This window comes from Streptomyces shenzhenensis, from assembly GCF_003688995.1.
Classification (GTDB): domain Bacteria; phylum Actinomycetota; class Actinomycetes; order Streptomycetales; family Streptomycetaceae; genus Streptomyces; species Streptomyces shenzhenensis_A.
Genome location: NZ_PENI01000042.1, coordinates 41,033 through 60,357, shown reverse-complemented (window position 1 = coordinate 60,357; position 19,325 = coordinate 41,033). Strand labels below are relative to the sequence as shown.

Sequence of the window (19,325 nt, the reverse complement as noted above, 5' to 3'; positions counted from 1 at the left end):
TCCCATCGAATGACCTTCCTCAACTCACCGACGCGATGGCGTCGTTGACCGACGACGTGGGCGTTGTCCGGGCCGCCGTCGGTGCGCCGGGGCCCGCGGACGGCTCGGGGGTGACCGGCAGTTCGGCGGCGGGGTTCCCGCCCCACTGCGCGTGGGCGGGGACCTCCTCGCCCTTCATGAGGAACGAGTCGGGCGCCAGCACCGCGCCGTCGCCCAGGGTCACGCCGTAGTGCACATGGGCGGAGACACCGAGCGTGCAGCCGGCGCCGAGCGCCGTGCGGCCGGACTTGAAGGTGCCGTCCTCCTGCGAGTGGCACTGGATCTTGGACCCGGAGTTCAGGGTGCAGCCGTCGCCGAGGGCGGCCAGCGTCCGCTCCGTGATGAAGCACCCGTCGTCGAAGACCGCGCGGCCCATGCGGACGCCGAGCATTCGCCATACGAGGGCCTTGAAGGGCGTTCCGTTGAAGATCTCGAGGTACTGGTCCGGCACCTTCCACACGCGTTCGTGCCACCAGAAGTACGGGTCGTAGATGGAGCACAGCCGCGGTTGCAGCGGGCGGAACCGGGTGATGATGCGTTCCGCCAGGACGTAGTGGAGCGTGGTGGCCGCGAGGGTGATGGCCAGATATCCGGCGATCACCACGTGTCCGACGACGCCGTACAGGTCGACGGAGACGAGACCGATGACCGTGAGCACGAAGGCGTGCAGCCAGCGGACACACATCATCAGGGCCATCGTGCCGAGGTTGTGGCGGTTCTTCGCCGCGAGCAGCCGCTGCTGGGTCTCGCCGGTCCGCAGATCGTCGAAGCGGGTGTCCCGCTCCACCGACCGGGGGATCTCGAAGCACGGCGAGCCGAGGAGTCCCACGCCCTCACGTATCTCGCCGTCGAGGGGCACCATCACCTTGGTGGCGAGCAGGCAGTTCTCTCCCGTTCTGCCGCCGGCGGGATAGGCGATGTTGTTGCCGAGGAAGTTGCGCGGGCCGATCGACGCCTTCACCACCCGGAAGGACGTGCTGGAGTACTCGGCGTTCAGCACGGACAGCCCGTCGGCCACCATCGTCCCGCTGCCGATGGACACGAGGAAGGGTGTCTCGTGCTGGAACTCGGAGCCGAAGTTCGACCCGGTCTGCTGCACCCGGTGCAGGTTGTATCCGAGTCCGCGGAGGTAGGGCACGACGTAGGAACTGTCGCCGAAGAGCCAGGCGAAGAACTTGACGTTGGTCATGCGGGCGATCGTCCGGTGCACCGCGTAGTGGAATCCGTAGAGCGGGTAGACCCGGCCGGGCTCGATGAGCCGGTTCAGCAGCCGCGGCACGACGAACAGCGCCACCAGGCCCACGGCGGTGAAGCCGAAGAACAGTATGACGGACAGCACCAGCGCGTCGGTGAGCAGCACCACCGAGGGGAGCCCGGCGGTGTTCGCCCGCAGCCGGTCGCCGATCGCAGGCACGGCGGAGCACAGCAGGTAGGTGCCGCCCAGGAACAGCGGCAGGGAGAAGAAGTACAGCTGGAACAGGGCGCCCAGGCCGAACCAGGCCCGGCGCAGTGCGCCGCATGGCGCCGGCGGGACCCGTAGGTAGTCGGTCTGCGTGGGCTGGGCCGGGGAGCCGTGCCAGCGTGCGCCGGCCGGGACCCGCTGACCGCGGTAGAGGGCGGAGGCGTGGCCGAGTTGGGCCCCGTCGCCCATCGCCGTGTCGATGTCCAGGACGGTCTTCTCGCCGACGAACACATTGCTGCCGAGGGTGACCGGGCCGGTCTGGATGCGTCCGGCGTGCGCCCGGTAGCACAGGAAGGAGGAGTCCTTGCGGATCACCGCCCCGTCGCCGATCGTCAGCAGGTCGGTGCAGACGGGAACCCCGTGCGAGAGGATCGTGACGCCCTTGCCGACGCGCGCGCCGAGGGCCCGCAGATAGAGCACGTACAGCGGATTGCCGATGAACAGGATCATCGGGTTGGCGTGCAGCAGCACCTTGACCAGCCAGAAGCGCAGATAGGCGAGGCCCCAGACGGGGAACTCCCGGGGCTTCCAGCGGCCGACGAGCAGCCACTTGGCGACGACCGGGAACAGGCACATGCCGGTGAACCCGATGGCTCCGAAGAGCAGCGCCCGCAGATAGGTGTCGACGAGGCCTGAACCGGTGGCGACCCACTCGTAGCCCCGCGCGGTGATGAGTCCGGCGACGAACGAGTAGCCCAGGAAGATGAGGAGTTGGGCGGTGCCGCACAGGATGTGCCGCACCCTGGGCGCCGGAGCCGGCGGGCCCGTGGGCGTCGACGGTGCCGGGGAGGCCGGCAGGGACGCGCCGGCCGGAGCGGGCGTGGCCTCGGTGAGCGCCGCCGCGAGGCTCCGGATCGTCGGGCTGCGGTAGACGTCCTTCATGGACGCCGACGGCAGGTCGTCGCGCTTTCTGACCCGTGCGCAGAACTGGGCCATGACCATGGAGTTGGCGCCGAGGTCGTCGAAGAAGTGACGGTCGACCGAGACGCTTTCCGTTTTCATCACATCGGTCAGGACTTCGGCGAGTCTGCGCTCGGTCTCTGTCCTCGTCGGGCCGGTACCGGTACCCCCGGCTACGGCTGCTGCGTCCGGCCCGGATATGTAGACGTCGGCGGACTGCTCCACCATCGACCTCCTGGAGGACGTTTGCCTGCGCACTTTCCTGATCACGAACCGCACTGCCAGTTTCGGTCGGCCGCCGTCGGGCTGCCACTCCGCCCGAGACCGACGACGGCTCGACAGCCCGCCGCCACCTTGTATTTCCCGGCGCCCCGGGCCGCCGAGAGCGAGGGCCCGGATCACCCGGATGGCGGCCCGTGCGGGCCGGGCCGGGACCGGCGAGCAGCGACCCGGCGCCTTTGCGGGTGGCAACGCAAACAGCGTCGGCCCGCCCCCGTCGGGGGCGGTCCTGCGCCCGCGGCGGTCAGCGGGCGGGGGTCGCACCACGTTGCTCTCCCACCACCGCGGCCCCGAGCCGTAGGCGGGGTCCGCAACCCTTTCGGGGGTCCCGGCCGCCGGCGCCGGGTGCGTCGGCGGCCGGGTTCACACGTCCCGCTCCACCGGCAGCCACAACTCGGCGTCGGCCTCGGTCCCGTCCGCCGACAGACGCGTGCGCAGGATCTCCGGTCCCGGACGGCTGCGGTAAGGGTTCGCCGGGAACCATTCCGTGAACACATCCCGCCACAGATACTGGATGGCCTCCGGCGCCGGGCCGGAGACCGTGAACACCGCCCAGGTGCCGCCCGGCACGAGGAGCGCGGTCGCGCCCTCGGGGGCGGGGGCCGCCGGGGACGTGATCACCCCTTGGTAGTAGTCGAGTTCGGTGCCCTCGGCGCGGCTCGGGTCGAGGCCGTCGCAGACCGCGACGATCCCCTGCGGCTCCTGGTCCGACAGCTTCTCCAGGCGCGCCAGGGTCCCCGGTGCGATCCCGCGGACGAAGTCGACGATCGCCCGGTTCGGTCCCGAATGCACCAGTGGCACCCGGGCCTTGAGGCCGACGACGGTGAAGTCCGGCCGGTCCACTACGCGATAACGCATGCTGCTGCTCCCTTCGACGGTGAGGCGGAAGGCCAACCGGGGCTGGGAGACCAGCGCGGCACCGGTGCGGCGGGCCTCGCCCGGGCCGACGCCGTGCATGGCCCGGAACGCCCGGGCGAACGCCTCGCCCGAGCCGTAGCCGTAGCGCACCGCGATCTCCAGGAGCGGCTCGCGCCCGGCGAGCACCTCGGCGCCCGCGACTGTCAGCCGCCTGCGCCGGACGTACTCCGACAGCGGCATGCCCGCGAGCGCGGAGAACATCCGGCGCAGGTGGTACTCCGACGTGGCCGCGATCCGGGCCAGCCGGGCCACGTCGACCTCCCCGCCGAGATGGTCCTCGATATGCCCCATGGCCTGATTGAGCCGCTCCAGCACACCCGTTCACCTTCCTTGCCCGTGCCCGCCACGCTAGGCGGCACGCGTCCGGCCCGACCCGACATCCTGTGCCCGATCGGGTCGGGTGGACGCGTGGGCCCCACCGGCGACAGGCCCCCGGGCGGGCCCGCTTGGAAGGTTCATGACTCTCGCAGGGCGGAATGACGCGTTCCGGACGGGGGCGCGGCGCCGCCCGGGACACCCGCGCCCCGTCCGGTCGGTCAGTCGCTCAGCCGAAGACCTTGACGGCCTGGTAGTAGGTCCAGGCCGTGCCGTCGCAGGCGGTCTTGGTCGCACCGCCGTAGCCGGCGCAGACGCGCTTGAGGTCCTCGTAGAAGGCGCTGTCGAGGCGGGACTTGTTGGTGTCGAACGCGCCGGCCGCCTTGTAGTTGCGGTAGCCGAAGTCGTGCCGGGCGCAGGACGTGGCGAAGGGGAAGCCGAAGGGGTTGTCCGGGGAGGACGAGCAGTAGTCCGTGGACCAGTCGAACCCGTACGCGGACCAGGTCGCCTGATTCGCACGGGCCGCGGCCCACTGGTTGTAGCTCGACGCGCTGGTCTGCGTCCAACTGGCGAGCACCTGGGGCTTGTCGGCGGGGGCCGCGGTGGCCGCGGTGGCGGTGGCGGCGACGGTGATCAGGGCGAGCGCCGATGCGGCGAGGCCGGTGGCGAGTCTGCGGTGCATTCCACTCCTCCCGGAAGCTGCCGCTCTTTTACGAGCGACAGGGTCATGACAACCATGATCCGAACCGACCGGCCGCCCTCCCACCCCTCACCCCCTAATGAGCCGTGAACTCTTGGCTACACAAAGAAGCCTGAGATCCCGACGACAGCGCTGCGGCGGCTGGATACGCTGGCCCGTCGCGATCGTCTGAAAGGTGCCCTGTGAGCCAGTACTTCGACCTGGGCGACGAGACGCTGTGGAACCCGTCGAACGGGGTCTCCCGCCTGTTCCAGCACCACGTAGCGGTATTCGAAACGGAGTTGGGACTCCCCTCGGGCATCGGGCCGATGGCGGACGACGCATGTCAGATCGTTCCCGACACCTTCGAGGTCTTCGTCGAGGCCCTGCTGGCACGGCACCGGAGAACGAGCCACGCCGTCGCGCTCGCACTCTCCGAAGGCTTCGTCGCCACTGTGCTCGTTCTCGCGGAGCGCGCCGCGATCGAGGTGGACTGGGCACGGCCGGGAACCGCCCCGGAAGGCGGTGCCTCGGGCGTGGGACTGCGCGAGATGACACGGGAGTTGGGACGGCGTATGCCTCGCTGATCGGGGCCGGGCAACCCGAACGGCGCGTATCGGCAGCCGTGTTGGGGCATCCGAACAGGCGAGCAGTTGTTCCCTGGAACAGGTGATCGTCGCTCAGATGGTCGCCGGGGAGTCCGGGACGGGACGAGACTTACGGTGTGCGAGCGACGGGCTGCAGACCGTAGTCGACGCACAGGTCCCACACGACAGCTACACCGCTAGGAGCAGCACGATCATGAACCTTCTCACCGACGTCCTCGCCGGCCTCATCCACTTCATCGGCTGGCTGATCTGACGTCCGAGGACGTCCGCAGAAGCGCACGCGGCGCCGTCTCCCCGTCCCCGGGAGGCGGCGCCGCCGCGTTCCCGGACCCCGCCAGGACAGCGCGGCTCTCCTCCCCCGACCGGCCCCCACCCGCCGGCCAGGCGACAGTGCCGTTCCGGCGTACCGTCCCGCCGCCTCGCGCGTGCCCGGCGACCCGGGCGGCCCCGCGTGCCACAGTCGGTGTCCATGCGCGCCGCCTACATCACCGGACTCGGCCCACCCGACGCCATCCGCCACGGCGAACTGCCGCCGCCCGAACCCGGCCCCCATGACGTCCTCGTCGACGTCGAGGCCAGCGCGGTCAACCCCGTCGACGCCCTCGTCCGCTCGGGGGCGTACGCCACTCCCCTGCCCTTCCCCTTCGTCATCGGCCGTGACCTCGTCGGCACCGTGGCCGCCGCCGGGCCCGCAGCCCACGGTTTCCGGGCCGGGGACCGGGTCTGGTGCAACAGCCTGGGGCACGCGGGCCGACAGGGCGCCGCCGCGGAGCAGGCGGTCGTGCCAGCCGACCGGCTCTACCACCTGCCGCCGGACACGGACCCGATCGAGGCCGTCGCGCTGGCACACGCGGCGGCCACGGCGCACCTCGCCCTGTTCACCCACGGGCGGCTGCGGTGCGGCGAGACCGTCGCCGTACTGGGCGCCGCCGGCAATGTGGGCAGCGCGCTCGTCACGATGGCGGCGCACGCGGGCGCCCGGGTCATCGCCGTCGCCTCGGGCCGCGACGCGGCCTACGTCCGCTCCCTGGGCGCCGACCTGGTCATCGACTACCACCGCCCGGACACGGGCGCACTGATCCGGGAGGCCGCGCCCGCCGGGGTCGACCTCCACATCGACACCTCCGGCCACAACGACCTGGAGACCGGCGTGGGGCTGCTCGCCGACTGCGGACGCATCGTCGTCATGTCCGGCCTGCGCTCCCGGCCCGTCCTGCCCGTGCGGGACCTCTACGTCAAGGACTGCTCACTGCACGGGTTCGCCATCTCCCACGCCGACACCGCACAGCTCGCCGGCGCCGCGCACCACGTCAACATGCTCCTCGGAGCGGGCCGGCTGCGACCGCGCGCCGTCGAGACGCTGCCGCTGGACGCGGCGGCCGAGGCCCACCGCCGCATCGAGAACGAGAGGGTGCGCGGCAAGCTCGTCCTGCGCATCCGTGACTGACCCGCCCGGAGCCGGTTCCAGGACCCGCCGGTACGCGCGGCATCGGGCAGGCCGTCCGCCGGCCGGACGGCGCCACGACACCTCACGCCGCGCGCTTGGGCAGCCGCCAGTCGGGGCGCGGGAAGTGGCAGGTGTAGCCGTTCGGGTAGCGCTGCAGGTAGTCCTGGTGCTCCGGCTCGGCCTCCCAGAACGGGCCGGCCTGCACCACCTCGGTCACCACCGGGCCGGGCCACAGCCCGGACGCCTCGACGTCGGCGATGGTGTCCTCGGCGATCCGCCGCTGCTCCTCGTCCAGGTAGAAGATCGCGGAGCGGTAGCTGGCACCCAGGTCGTTGCCCTGCCGGTCCTTCGTGGTCGGGTCATGGATCTGGAAGAAGTACTCCAGGACGGTGCGGTAGTCGGTCACCGCGGGATCGAAGGTGATCTCAATCGACTCGGCATGGTTTCCGTGGTGGCGGTACGTCGGACGGGACACCTCGCCGCCGCTGTAGCCCACGCGCGTATTCAGGACTCCCGGCTGCTTGCGGATCAGTTCCTGCATGCCCCAGAAGCAGCCACCGGCCAGCAGGGCCTTCTGCTCATTGTCACTCATCACACATCACCCTTCGTCAGCGTCCGGACCTCCGGCGCGCCGCTCCCCGCCCGCGCCTCACGCCACGCGCGGGTCCCGGCCGTCCGCCGTGATCGTCCCTGCGAACCACCGGTGCTTCGCAGGATATTCCCCCGGGGGCCGTGGCACCGGGGGGCCGGGCCGGGCACGGCCCGTGGGCACACCGGGCTGCTACACTCGCCCGGACCTTTGACCGTTTCGGAGGGGACCAGACATGGCAGGTGACGACGACATCTCCGGGTGATACCCGGAGCTGATCGGCCACCGGCCGGCGCCACGGAGCGCCGCCGTCGTGGCCCGGTCGTCGTCGCCTTCTTCCCCTGTCTGCCCGGGCAGCGCTCTGCCCTGCCCCGTCCTCCCCCGAGGTCCCCTCATGTCCGACGCCCGCGTCGTCTGCTCCCAGCTGTCCTTCTCCTGGCCCGACGACACCCCGGTCTTCCGCGACCTGTCCTTCACCGTGGAGTCCGGCCGCACCGGTCTGGTCGCGCCCAACGGTTCCGGCAAGAGCACCCTGCTCCGGCTGATCGCCGGTGAACTGCGGCCCGCTGCCGGGTCGTTGACCGTCTCCGGCACGCTCGGCCACCTCCCGCAGTCCCTCCCGCTGACCGCCGGCCTGACGGTCGCCGAGGTACTGGGCGTCGCCGCGGTGATCCGCGCCCTGGACGCCGTCGAGTCCGGGGACGTGAGCGAGGAACACTTCACCACCATCGGCGACGACTGGGACATCGAGGAACGCACCCGGGCCCAGCTGGACCGGCTCGGCCTCACCGGCCTGGCCCTGGACCGGAGCCTCGGCACCCTCAGCGGCGGCCAGGTCGTCTCGCTGGGGCTCGCGGCCCAGCTGCTCGGGCGTCCCGATGTGCTGCTGCTCGACGAGCCCACCAACAACCTGGACCGCGACGCTCGGCACCGGCTCTACGACGTGCTGGACGACTTCACCGGCTGTCTGCTCGTGGTCAGCCACGACCGCGCCCTGCTCGACCGCATGCAGCGCATCGCGGAACTCGACCGCGGTGAACTGCGACTGTACGGCGGTGACTTCACCGCGTACGAGGAGGCCGTACGGGCCGAGCGGGAGGTCGCCGAGAAGAATGTCCGCACCGCCGAACAGGAACTGAAGCGGGAGAAGCGCGAGTTGCAGCAGGCCCGCGAGCGCGCCGAACGGCGTGCGAGCAATGCCGCACGCAACCTCAAGAGCGCGGGCCTGCCCCGTATCTTCGCCGGAAACATGAAGCGCGGCGCGCAGGAGTCCGCGGGCCGGGCGGGCCAGCTGCACGCCGCCCGGGTCAGCGCGGCCAGGTCACGGCTGGACGAGGCGGGGCGGGCCGTGCGGGACGAGCAGCGCATCAGCCTGGACCTGCCCGACACCGACGTTCCGGCGGGCCGCACCGTCTTCCAGGGCGAACACCTCCAGGTCCGGCACGGCGGGCGGACCCTGTTCGCCGGCGACGGCGTCGACCTGACGATCCGCGGTCCCGAACGGATCGCGCTGACCGGGCCCAACGGCGCGGGCAAATCCACCCTGCTGCGCCTGATCAACGGCACCCTGGAAGCGGAGACCGGGCGGATCAGGCGGGCCGACGGCCGGGTCGCCCACCTTTCGCAGCGCCTTGACCTGCTGGACCTCGACCGGACGGTCGCCGAGAACTTCGCCGCGTACGCGCCGCACCGCACGGAGGCCGAGCGGATGAACCTGCTCGCCCGCTTCCTGTTCCGGGGTGCGCGGGTCCACCTGCCGACCGCGGTGCTCTCCGGCGGGGAGCGGCTGCGGGCCACCCTGGCCTGCGTGCTGTGCGCCGAACCGGCCCCGCAGCTGCTGCTCCTCGACGAGCCGACGAACAATCTGGACCTGGTCAGTACGGGCCAGTTGGAGAGCGCGCTCGCCTCCTACCGGGGCGCGTTCGTGGTCGTCAGCCACGACGAGCGGTTCCTCCGGGAGATCGGAGCGAGCCGCCGGCTCCTGCTGGACCGGGGTGCACTGCTGGAGACGACGGCGCCCGAGGTGTGATCCGCCGGCGTGCCGGCCGGGCCGCGCACTCCGGTTGACGGGTCCTCGGGCGGCCCCCGGAGACATCCCCGCTACTGGAAGTCACACCCGGGGTTGGGGGCGTCCTCGGAGAGCGGCGCCCCGTGGGGCAGGACGTACAGCACGTCCAGGACGACCGGGGTCCTGCCGAGGTTGCGGCCGATGTGGACGTGGTCCTCGCCGGGCGGTTCGGTGAGGTGGCTGCCGGCCCGGTGGACGCCGTCGGACGCGCAACTGGCGTCGAAATGGCTGAGCGTGCCCTGCCGCACGGAGGCGTACAGAGGTCCGTCGTGATAGTGCCAGCCGGTGCTCTGGCCCGGCGGCACGGTTATCCGCCGGAGTATGTAGTCCGTCCCGCCCTTCGTGGTCTGGGCGATGATCGTGCCCGTGACGCCCGGTCCGGGCGGGGTGGCGAAGGCGGTGCCGGAGCAGAGCGACAGACCGACGGCGGCGGTCACGGCCATGGCGAGCCGTGACAGGTTTCTGCGCATGTGGAACACCTTTCCCGGTGAGGTGACCGACGTTGCCCCGCACGGCCGTTCGGCACCTGCGCGGGCTGCGCACACCCTAGTCGGCGGGGGCTGTCGCCGGGTACGGTACGCCGCAAACCGCGGTGCCCGGCACATGCCTTCCGTACGCCGGCCGTCGCTCGATCGAGTGCGATGTACGTGTGTTTCCGCCCCGACTCCCTCACACCTCGCAATACCGGGTCGGTGGATCGGTACCATCGCAGCACCATCCATTGTCTTCAGGGAGTGAATGATTGTGCCCAGCCCATCGACCGATGCCTCGATCCGTTCCCGTTACCTCGAGCAGGCCGCGTCGGATCTGCAGGAGAACCGGCGTCGGCAGGAAGAACTCGCCGAGAGGATCAGCACGTTGAAGCAGGAGGAGGCTCTCCTGCTGGACATCCTGAATCTCGCGGAGCGTTTTGACGCCCCGTCGGCCGGCCCCGCACCCGAAGCGGCGCCGCTGCCGCAGCAGGCACAGGACGAACCCACCCTGGTTCCCGCCGCCGCCACCGCCGCTGCCACCGCGGCACCGGCAGCGCCGCAGCGCCGTGCGCGTGCCGCGCGTGCGGTGGTGGGCCCCAAGCCCGGGAAGAAGAAGGCCGGTCGTGTCTCCGCGCAGGCGAAGTCACGTCAGCCCCTGCTCGGCGATGTGTTCCTGGACCTGCTCGGCGCGCACGACGAGCCCCGTCTGGCCAAGGAGTTGCGCGACGAACTGATGCGGGAACACCCCGAGCGGACGCCGACCCCTCAGGTCGTACGCAACACACTGGAGGCACTGGTCGCCAAGGGCCGCATCCAGCGTCACAAGCAGCAGCGCTCGGTGCTGTACTCGCTCACCGAGCCGACGTCTTCGCAGCCGGCCGACACCGAGAGCAACACGGCGGAGGGCGACGCCTGACACACTCCGGCACCCCAGGACGCCGGAGGTGACGCGCAGACGAAACGAGACGCACCGACCGAAACTGCGTTCGCCGCTCTCACACCTGCACGGCCGCACGACACATGTCCGCGGCCGGAGGCGGCTGGGCGGAGCCTTGTGCGGCCCGGGAACGATGCGAACGATGAAGTCGGCGTCCGGCCCGAACCCCTCCGCGCGGATCGTCGGCAGCCAGTTCTGGACGTATGCGAACCGCGTGGCCACGTATCCAGCCAGGCCCTGAGCGTCGACGGGATCGAGAAGCCGTACATCGGCGCGCCGATGAGCGGCTGCCCGACAGCCCGCCCTGCCTGGCGCCCACGGAGAGGTGACCGCACCGGGCTCGGTGCGCAGGCCGTCCTCCATCCGGGTCCGAGCCGGCCTCGGCTCCGCCGGGGAGCGGTCGGCAGCGATCACTCTGGGACGGCGTCCGCAAGGGCGCCGACGCCCCGTGATCAAGGAGAAGTGGATGCCGATCGACACCCTGGAGCGTTTTCTGGCCGCCCTGAGCCCGCACGACCGGGACCAGGTCCGGCGGCAGCCGCACGACGAGCAGGAACGGCTCGCGGCCGCCTGGGAAGAGGAACTGCGCACGGACACCGACCTCGACACCCTGAGCGAACTCTCCCCGGCCGCGGCCGAGAGCGAGGCGGCCAAGCGGGTCGTGGAGGGGCGGTTCGAATAGACCGAGGGGTGCTCGACGGGCCGGTCCCTCCCGGCCGGGGCCGGCGGGGCGTGGCCGCTCAGGTGGGGGTCGTCCAGCGGGGCGCCGTGCGGGCCCAGGCGGTGTCCCAGGCGGCGAGGTTGCGCCGTCGCAGGGCGCGCTCGGCGATGCCGTACACCGCGGCTCCCGCGAGGGCGACCGCCAGGGCGGCGATGATCGCCCAGCCCATGCTGCGGCTGCGGATCTGGTCGACGGACATGGGCGGATCCATGACCTCGCCCTCCGCGCCGGTCCAGACGGGGACCATGCTGCCCGCCGGCAGTCCGGGGCGGACATCGACGCGTCCGGTGTGGGAACGGCCGAGCCGGTCGATGAAGCGGACCTCGACCCGGTAACGGGTCCCCTTCTCCTCGTCCGACCCCGGCTCGGGGTGCTTCGGGGAGTCGTGGAGGAGCACCGCGGTGGCCTGGTGCCGGGTCTCGGCCTGGAGGCGGGCCGTGTGCGTGTAGTGCCGGTAGGCGGTGTCACCGATCAAGAACATGGCGCCGGGCATCGCCGCGAGCACGGCCAGCAGTATGCCGAGGCCGATCCACGCCTGGGCCGCATCGGTGGTCCGCCGCAAGGGGTTGCGGCGGAAGCGCCAGAGCAGGAGGCGGGGCAGGTCGTCGGGGGGCGGCTGTGCCCGCGGAATGCCGCCGGGCATGGGGATCCTCCTTTCCTCGGCCGGGGGAACGGGGGGACCTGTCGGCCGGAGAGCACGAGGGGACGTGGGACGTGGGGCGTGGGGTGGGAACGGGGCCGAGAACGACGGAGCCCTCGGCGCCGAGGACCGTGGGGACGGGGTGTGCGGACCTGGCCCCGGGCGGGGCCAGAAGGACGGGGCTGTGCGTCGCGGACCGTGGGACGGGGGTGCGGAGCGGGTCTGGACCGGCCGTCATGTGGGGTCGGGTGACCGGTGCGGATGCCCGGCGGGCGGTGGGACGACCCCGGTGACGGCGGGATGGGTGTGCGCCGCCTTCAGGAGTCTGGCGGCGCCGCGGACCGCCGCGGTGTGCGGTGCCGGCACCGGGCGCAGCGGTGCGTGCAGCCGGTCGGTGAGGCGGTGGGTGATCTCCGGCCACAGGGCGCCCCCGCCGGCCAGCAGCGCCCCTCGGTCCAGGGCGTCGCGCGTCAGTGACGTGCGGTCCTGCCGGACCATCGCCGTGACCATCGCGACCACCGCCTCGCTGATCTCCGCGGGCGGCGCGGAGTCGAGGTCGCTGGTGCCCAGCGGGGTCCGGTGGGCGTCCACGACCGCGCCCTCGGACAGCAGCACCACCTCGGTGAGATGCGCGCCGACGTCCACCACGAGCAGCGGACGGGTCAGATCCGCTTCGGCGCCCAGCGCGACGGCGCGGGCGCTGGGCACGGTCAGCACGCTCCGGGGCCGCAGCACCTCCACCGCGGCCCGGGCCGCGGCGCGGTAGGCGATCCCGTCCAGTACGGGCGTCGTGACCACGACCAGCGGACGGACCAGGCGGGGCAGCCGATGGCCGAGCAGCCGGTCGAGCAGCCGGGCCGCGCCCGCGGTGTCGACGATGGCCCCGCGCCGGATCGGGTACACGGCGCCACTGCCGGGGAACGTCACCGTGGGGACGTCGACGATCGTCCTCCGGCCGGCGAGCCATGCCCGGGTGCGGGCGCTGCCCATGTCCAGGGCGACACCGCAGCACTGCCGGCAGGCCGGCCGGTACCGGTGCCGGGACACGGCGAGGGAACTGCGCGCGGGGTTCATCGTCCGGCTTCCCTCACCTGCTGGCAGCGCGCGCAGTAGCGGGCCTGCGGCACGATCATCAGCCGTTCCCTGGCGATCGGACGCAGGCACAGGTGGCAGTCGCCGTAGCGGCGCTCGTCCATCCGGCGCAGGGCCGCCTCGACGTCGGCGAGGACCATGCGGGCCGAGGTCGCGAGTTTCACCCGGACCTCGACCTGTGAGGCCGCCGGCAGCCCGCTCCCGGCGGCTTCGCCGGGCCCGGCGGCCGCCGCCATCTGCTGGAGCTGCTCCCGGCGGAACAGACGTTGCTCGGTCAGGTTCTCGCGGAGCGCGGCGAGGTCCTCGGGTGTGAGGCCTGTGTCGCGGTCCCTGATGGTCTGCTGGTTCGGGTTCACCACTTCACCCCTTGGGCAGGGCCGGAGGACGGGGCCGGAGGGACGGCTCAGGCGGTGCTGCGGCGGCAGGCGACGCAGTGGCTCGTGTAGGGGAGGATCTCCAGGCGCTCCGGGGGCACGGGCTGGGCGCAGCCGGAGCAGATGCCGTAGCTGCCGTCCTCGATGCGGGCGAAGGCGGCCTCGATCTCTGCGAGCACTCCCTTGATGGCGGTCCGCTGCGTGGACATGAGGTGGTCGTCCGCCGTCTGCCCGGTCTCGTCCAGGGCCTCCAGCTGGGTCAGCCGGGTGGCGCGCGCGTGTTCGAGGCGCCGGCGTGCCTCGTCCGGGCTCAGCCGGGCGGGACGCGGTTCGGTGCGCGAGGTGTCGAGGGGCGTGCGCGGGGTGTCGACAGACATGGTGAGGGCCCTTTCTCGGCCGGTGCGGATGGTGGGCGGCGGCGGACGGCCCCGGGCGGCGGGCGGTCCGACGGCCACACCGTCCGTGGCCGGAGCGGTTCGGTCATGCCTCAACCCTGATCGCCGCGGCGGCGGAAACCCATCGGGCGCAGGCCCCATTTCCCTGCGGTCGGAACATCCATCCGGGGGCGGCATGGGTACGTCGAGCCACCCGAAATGGGCGTCAGGTCCCATCGACCCGCGACCTGGCGACGGTCATGCTGGGGCGGGCGCGGGCCGGGACCCGGGGGGCCGCGGGCCGGTGCCGGGGTGCGATGGACGACAGTAGAGGCAGACCGCGTCACACGAGGAGGAGTACGCACCGGTGTCCCTGTTCTGGCGGATCTTCGCGCTCAACGCCGTGGTGCTGGGTACGGCCACGGGGCTGCTGCTGTGGGCTCCCGTCACCGTTTCCGTGCCGGTCGTGCTGACCGAGGCGATCATCCTGTTGGGCGGGCTCGCCGTGCTGCTGGCCGCCAACGCCGCCCTGCTGCGCTGGGGCCTGGCCCCGCTGGACCGGCTCACCGGGCTGATGACCACCGTCGACCTGCTGCGGCCCGGCCAGCGGCTGCCGGCCCGAGGCGGCGCCGAGGTCGCCGACCTGATCCGCACCTTCAACGCGATGCTGGACCGGCTGGAGCAGGAACGCGCCACGAGCAGTGCCCGGGTGCTGCTCGCGCAGGAGGCGGAGCGCCGCCGTATCGCCCAGGAACTGCACGACGAGGTCGGACAGAGCCTGACCGCCGTGCTGCTCGCCCTGAAGCGGGCCGCGGACGAGGCGGAGGAGCCGCTGCGCGGGGAGCTGTGCCAGGTGCAGGAGATCACCCGGGAGAGCCTGGACGAGGTGCGCCGCCTGGTGCGCCGGCTGCGTCCGGGCGTGCTGGACGACCTGGGCCTGGTGAGCGCGCTGACCTCGCTCACCCATGACTTCGCCACCCACACCGGTCTGCGGGTGCAGCGCCGCTTCGCGGCCGACCTGCCCGCCCTGGAGCCGGAGACCGAGCTGGTGCTCTACCGGGTCGCCCAGGAGAGCCTGACCAACGCGGCCCGCCACGCGGACGCCGAGCGGGTCGTGGTGGCGTTGCAGCACACCGACGACGCGGTGGTGCTCGCCGTCACCGACGACGGCCGCGGTATGAAGGCGGCGCGCGAGGGCGCGGGCATCCGTGGAATGCGGGAGCGGGCCCTGCTCATCGGGGCCGCCCTCGACATCTCCCCCGTCTCCGCGCCCCGTACCGGCACCCAGATCCGGCTCGCCGCGCCCGTCCCGAGAAAGCAGTCCTGAGCATGCCCGACCCGACCAAGATCCGCATTCTGCTCGCCGACGATCACGCGCTGGTCCGGCGCGGCGTGCGGCTCATCCTCGACCGGGAGCCCGACCTGGAGGTGGTCGCCGAGGCGGGTGACGGGGCGGAGGCCATCGAGATGGCCCGCAGTCACGAGGTCGACCTCGCGGTCCTGGACATCGCCATGCCCCGGCTGACCGGGCTGCAGGCCACCCGCGAACTCGCCGGGCTGATGCCGGGCCTGCGGATCCTGATGCTCACGATGCACGACAACGAGCAGTACTTCTTCCAGGCGTTGAAGGCCGGCGCCTGCGGCTATGTGCTGAAGTCGGTCGCGGACCGCGATCTGGTCGCCGCCTGCCGGGCCGCGATGCGCGACGAGCCCTTCCTCTACCCGGGCGCGGTCACCGCCCTGATCCGCAACTACCTGGACCGGGTGCGGCACGGCGAGGAGACCCCCGACCAGATCCTCACGCCCCGCGAGGAGGAGGTGCTCAAGCTGGTGGCCGAGGGGCGGTCCTCCAAGGAGATCGCCGAGCTCCTCTTCATCAGCGTCAAGACGGTCCAGCGGCACCGGGCCAACCTGTTGCAGAAGCTCGGCCTGCGCGACCGGCTCGACCTCACCCGCTACGCGATCCGGGCGGGGCTGGTCGAACCCTGATCCTCCCCCCGCTCCCGGGGTCCTGGCCGTGCGCCCCCACTGCCAGGACCCCGGGTCAGCCCGCCGCACCACACCGACAGCCACCACGAGACGAACCACCACGAGACGAAAGGGGACGGCGCATGTCCGTGCGTCCGCACGCCGTCCCCGGGCCGGCGGCCCGCCGGCCGACGGCCATCCCCCGGACCGCGGCCGGCGGCCCGGCGCGGCAGCTGGCCGTGCTGGCTGCCGTCCTGCTGGCCCTGCTGACGACGGCGTTCGCCCCTGCGGACGCCCGGCCCGGTCCGGGCGCCTCGGCGCCGGTCACCGCGTCGGCGATCGCGGACGGTCACGAGGACCGTGCCGTCCACCACGACGAGGGCGTCCGCCTGAGCGCGGCCGTCCACCGGTTCGACACCGGCCCGCGCGCCGACGAGAACCACTACGCCGTCGGCGCCGCGCGAGCCGGCACCCGAGACGAGCAGCGCGCCGAACGCCCCGGTCCGCCCGGCCATCAGGCGGCCACCGCGGCCACCGCCGCGGCCCTCCCGGTACCCGCCGCCACGCGGGCACCGTGGTACAGGGCCGTTCCCAGCCCCTCCGGTACCGACGCGACCCGGCAGCGCGGGCGGGCGCCTCCCCCGCCCTCCGGCTCCTGACCTTCCCGTCCTGACCGTCCGCCGCGACCGCGCCGGCCGCAGCCGCGGCGTGCCCGCCGGAGGCACCGTTGACCCGTTCCCGTCCTGTCCGCTCTCGTCCTGCCCGTTCCCGTCCCTCCCGTCCGCCCTCGCGTTCCCGCTCCTCGCGCGGCCGTGCGCTGCTCGCCCTCGCCGTGATCGCCCTGTCGCTGTACATCACCCTGACCGTGCCGGTCCATCTCGGACTCGATCTGCGCGGCGGCACCCAGATCGTGCTGGAGACCCGCTCGACCAAAACCGTCGACGCCGACCGCGCGGCCACCGACCGCACCCTGGAGGTGCTGCGGGGCCGCGTCGACGCGCTCGGCGTCGCCGAACCCACCCTCGTCCGCTCCGGCAGCAACCGGATCATCGTGGAACTGCCGGGCGTGCAGGACCCGAAGAAGGCCGCCGGCGTGCTCGGCCGGACGGCTCAGCTCACCGTCCATCCGGTGCTCGGCATCGCCGACGAGAAGGCCCGGCCACAGTCCGGCAAACCCGACAAGCCCGACACATCCAAGGAATCGGTCCTGCCCGACGAGTCGGGACAGCTGCTGCGGCTCGCGCCCGCCGCCCTGACCGGGCAGGACGTCAAGGGCGCCGCCGCGCGCTTCGACCAGGAATCCGGCGCGGGCTGGGGAGTCACCGTCGACTTCAGCCGCTCCGGCCGCGACCAGTGGACCGAGCTGACCGGCGAGGCCGCCTGCCGTCCCGTCGGCGATCCCACCCGCCGGGTGGCGATCGTCCTCGACGACAAGATCATCTCCGCGCCGCAGGTCGACCCGTCGGTCTCCTGCGGGACGGGCATCCCCGGCGGCTCGACCCGGATCACCGGGTCCTTCGACGACGCCGACTCCCGTGAACTGGCGCTGCTCATCAGCGGCGGCGCCCTGCCGGTGCCGGTCGAGACCGTCGAGCAGCACACCGTGGGCCCCAGCCTGGGTGCCCGCGCCATCACCGCGAGCGCCTGGGCCGCGGCCATCGGCACCGCGCTCACCTCACTGTTCATCATCTGCGTCTACCGGCTCATGGGCGTCCTGGCGGCCGTGGCACTGCTCTGCTACGGCCTGATCTCCTACGCCGCTCTGGCCGCCGTGGGCGCCACCCTGACGCTGCCGGGCCTCGCCGGTTTCGTCCTGGCGATCGGCATGGCCGTCGACGCCAATGTGCTGGTCTTCGAACGCGCCCGCGAGGAGAGCGCCGCCCGGCCCAGGTCCGGCCCGCGGTCGGCCCTCGTCGCCGGTTTCCGCAACGCCCTCAGCGCGATCGCCGACTCCAACATCACCACCCTGATCGCGGCGGCCCTGCTGTTCTTCCTCGCCTCCGGTCCGGTGCGCGGCTTCGGCGTCACCCTCGGCATCGGCGTGCTCGCGTCCATGATCAGTGCCCTGGTCATCGCGCGGGTGCTCGCCGAGTTCGCCGCCGCCCGGCCCTGGGTGCGGCGCCGTCCACGGCTGACCGGCATCGCCACCACCGGCGCGGTCCGCGACTGGCTCGTGAAGCGGGACCCGCGGCTGCTGCGCCACCCGCGGCGCTGGCTGGCGGTCTCCTGCGCCGCCCTCGTCCTGGCCGGGTCGGGCATCGTGTTCCGCGGGCTCGACTTCGGCATCGAGTTCACCGGCGGACGACTCATGGAGTACGCCACCACCACCCCGGTCGACCCCGAGCGGGCCCGCGCCGCGCTGGCCGACGCCGGCTTCCCGCAGGCCGTCGTGCAGACCTCCGGCGACAGCGGGCTCACGGTGCGCACCGGAGAGCTGACCGATGCCGAGGCGGCCGAGGTCACCGAGGCCGTCGGCGGTCTCGGCGGCACGGCGGAGCGGGTCCGCGACGAGCTGGTCGGCCCCAGCCTGGGCGACGAGCTGCGCCGCAACGCCCTGATCGCACTGGCCGTCGCCCTCGGTGCCCAACTGCTGTATCTCGCCGCCCGCTTCCGCTGGCTCCTCGGTACCGCGGCGATCGTCGCACTGGCCCACGACGTGCTCATCGTGGTGGGCGTCTTCGCCTGGCTCGGCAAGCCCATCGACGGTGTGTTCCTCGCCGCGCTGCTCACCGTCATCGGCTACTCGGTCAACGACTCGGTCGTCGTCTTCGACCGGCTCCGTGAGCTGCTGGGCCGTGACCGCAAGGCGACGCTGCCGGACGTCGCCGACCGGGCGATCCTGCAGACCCTGCCGCGCACGGTGAACACGGGGATGGGCGCCACGCTGATCCTCACCGCGCTTGCGGTGCTCGGCGGCGACTCGCTCACCGACTTCGCCCTGGCCCTCCTGATCGGGCTGGTGATCGGCACCTACTCCTCGGTGTTCACCGCCACGCCCCTGGCCGTCGAGATGCACGGGCACCGTGGCCCGGTCAAGGCGAGCCGCCGGGCGGCCCGCACGGCCGCGCCGCGCAGCCGCGGGGAGCGCGAGCCGGCGGGCTGACCGGGGCGGGCGCGGCCGTCAGTCGCCGGTGCGGCGCAGACGCCACACGTTGTCGTCGCGGAAACCCTCCGTGCCGTCCGGCGACTCGCTCGTGCGCCGCACCGTCTCCAGCGTCTCGACGGTCCAGCCCGCCTCGGGGAGCGCGAGCTCGTCGAGGACACCGCGCAGCGTGGGGAACGGGTGGTCGAAGGGCGGCTCGGTCTGCCAGGACGGCCAGCCCGCGTGCAGCACGACGAGGAGCGTGCCGCCGGCGGCGACCGCGTCGGCGGCACGGCGCAGCACCTCGCGCTGGTCCAGTTCCACCGGGGACTGCAGATACTGGGCGTTCACCAGGTCGAA

At 72.5% G+C, this 19,325-nt stretch carries 20 protein-coding genes; 10 read left to right on the top strand and 10 right to left on the bottom strand.

Going from position 1 to position 19,325, the window contains the following annotated elements; genetic code table 11:
• Positions 1 to 19: 19 nt before the first annotated feature.
• From CTZ28_RS40405 to CTZ28_RS40395, 3 genes are all read right to left on the bottom strand, one after another.
• Positions 20 to 2,629 carry a Pls/PosA family non-ribosomal peptide synthetase gene (locus tag CTZ28_RS40405; RefSeq protein WP_121894746.1) on the bottom strand — a complete coding sequence of 870 codons (2,610 nt, stop codon included), beginning with the start codon at positions 2,627 to 2,629 and terminating at the stop codon, positions 20 to 22.
• A 414-nt stretch (positions 2,630 to 3,043) separates the two neighbouring features.
• Entirely contained in the window at positions 3,044 to 3,913 is an 870-nt protein-coding gene (locus CTZ28_RS40400; protein ID WP_121894745.1) for an AraC family transcriptional regulator, read from the bottom strand.
• Positions 3,914 to 4,142: 229 nt separating this feature from the next.
• Positions 4,143 to 4,595, bottom strand: a complete 453-nt coding sequence (locus CTZ28_RS40395; protein ID WP_121894744.1) for a phospholipase — start codon at positions 4,593 to 4,595, stop codon at positions 4,143 to 4,145.
• 200 nt (positions 4,596 to 4,795) lie between these two features.
• Between CTZ28_RS40395 and CTZ28_RS40390 the strand changes: the two genes are divergently transcribed.
• The 3 genes from CTZ28_RS40390 (at position 4,796) to CTZ28_RS40380 (ending at position 6,647) form a co-directional block, all read left to right on the top strand.
• Entirely contained in the window at positions 4,796 to 5,179 is a 384-nt protein-coding gene (locus CTZ28_RS40390) for a DUF6086 family protein (protein ID WP_121894743.1), read from the top strand.
• Positions 5,180 to 5,261: 82 nt separating this feature from the next.
• Complete coding sequence (locus CTZ28_RS40385) at positions 5,262 to 5,453, top strand: hypothetical protein (protein WP_121894742.1); 192 nt, start codon at positions 5,262 to 5,264, stop codon at positions 5,451 to 5,453.
• Between the two features lie 216 nt (positions 5,454 to 5,669).
• Positions 5,670 to 6,647, top strand: coding sequence for an NADPH:quinone reductase (locus CTZ28_RS40380; RefSeq protein WP_121894741.1), 978 nt, complete (start codon positions 5,670 to 5,672; stop codon positions 6,645 to 6,647).
• An 82-nt stretch (positions 6,648 to 6,729) separates the two neighbouring features.
• Here the strand turns inward: CTZ28_RS40380 and msrA are convergent, their stop codons facing one another.
• Positions 6,730 to 7,239 carry a peptide-methionine (S)-S-oxide reductase MsrA gene (gene msrA / locus CTZ28_RS40375; RefSeq protein ID WP_121894740.1) on the bottom strand — a complete coding sequence of 170 codons (510 nt, stop codon included), beginning with the start codon at positions 7,237 to 7,239 and terminating at the stop codon, positions 6,730 to 6,732.
• A gap of 391 nt (positions 7,240 to 7,630) precedes the next feature.
• Between msrA and abc-f the strand changes: the two genes are divergently transcribed.
• Complete coding sequence (abc-f, locus tag CTZ28_RS40370; protein ID WP_121894739.1) at positions 7,631 to 9,265, top strand: ribosomal protection-like ABC-F family protein; 1,635 nt, start codon at positions 7,631 to 7,633, stop codon at positions 9,263 to 9,265.
• A gap of 71 nt (positions 9,266 to 9,336) precedes the next feature.
• Here abc-f and CTZ28_RS40365 read toward each other — a convergent pair whose 3' ends face one another.
• Positions 9,337 to 9,774 (bottom strand): cupin domain-containing protein, encoded by a 438-nt coding sequence (locus CTZ28_RS40365; RefSeq protein ID WP_121894738.1) that lies wholly within the window; start codon positions 9,772 to 9,774, stop codon positions 9,337 to 9,339.
• A 274-nt stretch (positions 9,775 to 10,048) separates the two neighbouring features.
• Here CTZ28_RS40365 and CTZ28_RS40360 point away from each other — a divergent pair, with 274 nt between their 5' ends.
• A complete protein-coding gene (locus CTZ28_RS40360) occupies positions 10,049 to 10,693 on the top strand; it encodes a hypothetical protein (protein WP_259472040.1) in 645 nt (214 codons plus the stop codon).
• Positions 10,694 to 11,180: 487 nt separating this feature from the next.
• On the top strand, positions 11,181 to 11,396 hold the full coding sequence (locus tag CTZ28_RS40355; protein WP_121894736.1) for a hypothetical protein: 216 nt from the start codon (positions 11,181 to 11,183) through the stop codon (positions 11,394 to 11,396).
• Positions 11,397 to 11,454: 58 nt separating this feature from the next.
• Here the strand turns inward: CTZ28_RS40355 and CTZ28_RS40350 are convergent, their stop codons facing one another.
• The 4 genes from CTZ28_RS40350 to CTZ28_RS40335 all read right to left on the bottom strand — a co-directional run bounded on the left by CTZ28_RS40350 (position 11,455) and on the right by CTZ28_RS40335 (position 13,918).
• Positions 11,455 to 12,078 (bottom strand): Rv1733c family protein, encoded by a 624-nt coding sequence (locus CTZ28_RS40350; RefSeq protein ID WP_121894735.1) that lies wholly within the window; start codon positions 12,076 to 12,078, stop codon positions 11,455 to 11,457.
• 231 nt (positions 12,079 to 12,309) lie between these two features.
• Entirely contained in the window at positions 12,310 to 13,149 is an 840-nt protein-coding gene (locus tag CTZ28_RS40345) for a rod shape-determining protein (RefSeq protein WP_121894734.1), read from the bottom strand.
• On the bottom strand, positions 13,146 to 13,523 hold the full coding sequence (locus CTZ28_RS40340; protein ID WP_398657730.1) for a TraR/DksA family transcriptional regulator: 378 nt from the start codon (positions 13,521 to 13,523) through the stop codon (positions 13,146 to 13,148). The genes CTZ28_RS40345 and CTZ28_RS40340 overlap by 4 nt, the downstream gene beginning before the upstream one ends.
• Positions 13,524 to 13,570: 47 nt before the next feature.
• Complete coding sequence (locus CTZ28_RS40335; RefSeq protein WP_121894770.1) at positions 13,571 to 13,918, bottom strand: TraR/DksA family transcriptional regulator; 348 nt, start codon at positions 13,916 to 13,918, stop codon at positions 13,571 to 13,573.
• Positions 13,919 to 14,282: 364 nt separating this feature from the next.
• Between CTZ28_RS40335 and CTZ28_RS40330 the strand changes: the two genes are divergently transcribed.
• The 4 genes from CTZ28_RS40330 to secD all read left to right on the top strand — a co-directional run bounded on the left by CTZ28_RS40330 (position 14,283) and on the right by secD (position 18,986).
• Positions 14,283 to 15,242: a HAMP domain-containing sensor histidine kinase gene (locus CTZ28_RS40330; RefSeq protein ID WP_183154835.1), complete on the top strand. Its 960-nt coding sequence runs from the start codon at positions 14,283 to 14,285 to the stop codon at positions 15,240 to 15,242.
• A gap of 2 nt (positions 15,243 to 15,244) precedes the next feature.
• Positions 15,245 to 15,904 (top strand): response regulator, encoded by a 660-nt coding sequence (locus CTZ28_RS40325; RefSeq protein WP_121894732.1) that lies wholly within the window; start codon positions 15,245 to 15,247, stop codon positions 15,902 to 15,904.
• Positions 15,905 to 16,026: 122 nt separating this feature from the next.
• Positions 16,027 to 16,542 (top strand): hypothetical protein, encoded by a 516-nt coding sequence (locus CTZ28_RS40320; RefSeq protein ID WP_121894731.1) that lies wholly within the window; start codon positions 16,027 to 16,029, stop codon positions 16,540 to 16,542.
• Positions 16,543 to 16,610: 68 nt separating this feature from the next.
• Positions 16,611 to 18,986, top strand: coding sequence for a protein translocase subunit SecD (gene secD, locus CTZ28_RS40315; protein WP_121894730.1), 2,376 nt, complete (start codon positions 16,611 to 16,613; stop codon positions 18,984 to 18,986).
• Positions 18,987 to 19,004: 18 nt separating this feature from the next.
• Here secD and CTZ28_RS40310 read toward each other — a convergent pair whose 3' ends face one another.
• Positions 19,005 to 19,316 carry a hypothetical protein gene (locus CTZ28_RS40310; protein WP_398657727.1) on the bottom strand — a complete coding sequence of 104 codons (312 nt, stop codon included), beginning with the start codon at positions 19,314 to 19,316 and terminating at the stop codon, positions 19,005 to 19,007.
• Between the last annotated feature and the right edge of the window lie 9 nt (positions 19,317 to 19,325).

Coding starts and splice junctions, on each gene's coding strand:
- CTZ28_RS40405 (WP_121894746.1), bottom strand. CDS start 2,629: ATGGTGGAGCAGTCCGCCGACGTCTACATATCCGGGCCGGACGCAGCA.
- CTZ28_RS40395 (WP_121894744.1), bottom strand. CDS start 4,595: ATGCACCGCAGACTCGCCACCGGCCTCGCCGCATCGGCGCTCGCCCTG.
- CTZ28_RS40380 (WP_121894741.1), top strand. CDS start 5,670: ATGCGCGCCGCCTACATCACCGGACTCGGCCCACCCGACGCCATCCGC.
- msrA (WP_121894740.1), bottom strand. CDS start 7,239: ATGAGTGACAATGAGCAGAAGGCCCTGCTGGCCGGTGGCTGCTTCTGG.
- abc-f (WP_121894739.1), top strand. CDS start 7,631: ATGTCCGACGCCCGCGTCGTCTGCTCCCAGCTGTCCTTCTCCTGGCCC.
- CTZ28_RS40365 (WP_121894738.1), bottom strand. CDS start 9,774: ATGCGCAGAAACCTGTCACGGCTCGCCATGGCCGTGACCGCCGCCGTC.
- CTZ28_RS40355 (WP_121894736.1), top strand. CDS start 11,181: ATGCCGATCGACACCCTGGAGCGTTTTCTGGCCGCCCTGAGCCCGCAC.
- CTZ28_RS40350 (WP_121894735.1), bottom strand. CDS start 12,078: ATGCCCGGCGGCATTCCGCGGGCACAGCCGCCCCCCGACGACCTGCCC.
- CTZ28_RS40345 (WP_121894734.1), bottom strand. CDS start 13,149: ATGAACCCCGCGCGCAGTTCCCTCGCCGTGTCCCGGCACCGGTACCGG.
- CTZ28_RS40335 (WP_121894770.1), bottom strand. CDS start 13,918: ATGTCTGTCGACACCCCGCGCACGCCCCTCGACACCTCGCGCACCGAA.
- CTZ28_RS40325 (WP_121894732.1), top strand. CDS start 15,245: ATGCCCGACCCGACCAAGATCCGCATTCTGCTCGCCGACGATCACGCG.
- CTZ28_RS40320 (WP_121894731.1), top strand. CDS start 16,027: ATGTCCGTGCGTCCGCACGCCGTCCCCGGGCCGGCGGCCCGCCGGCCG.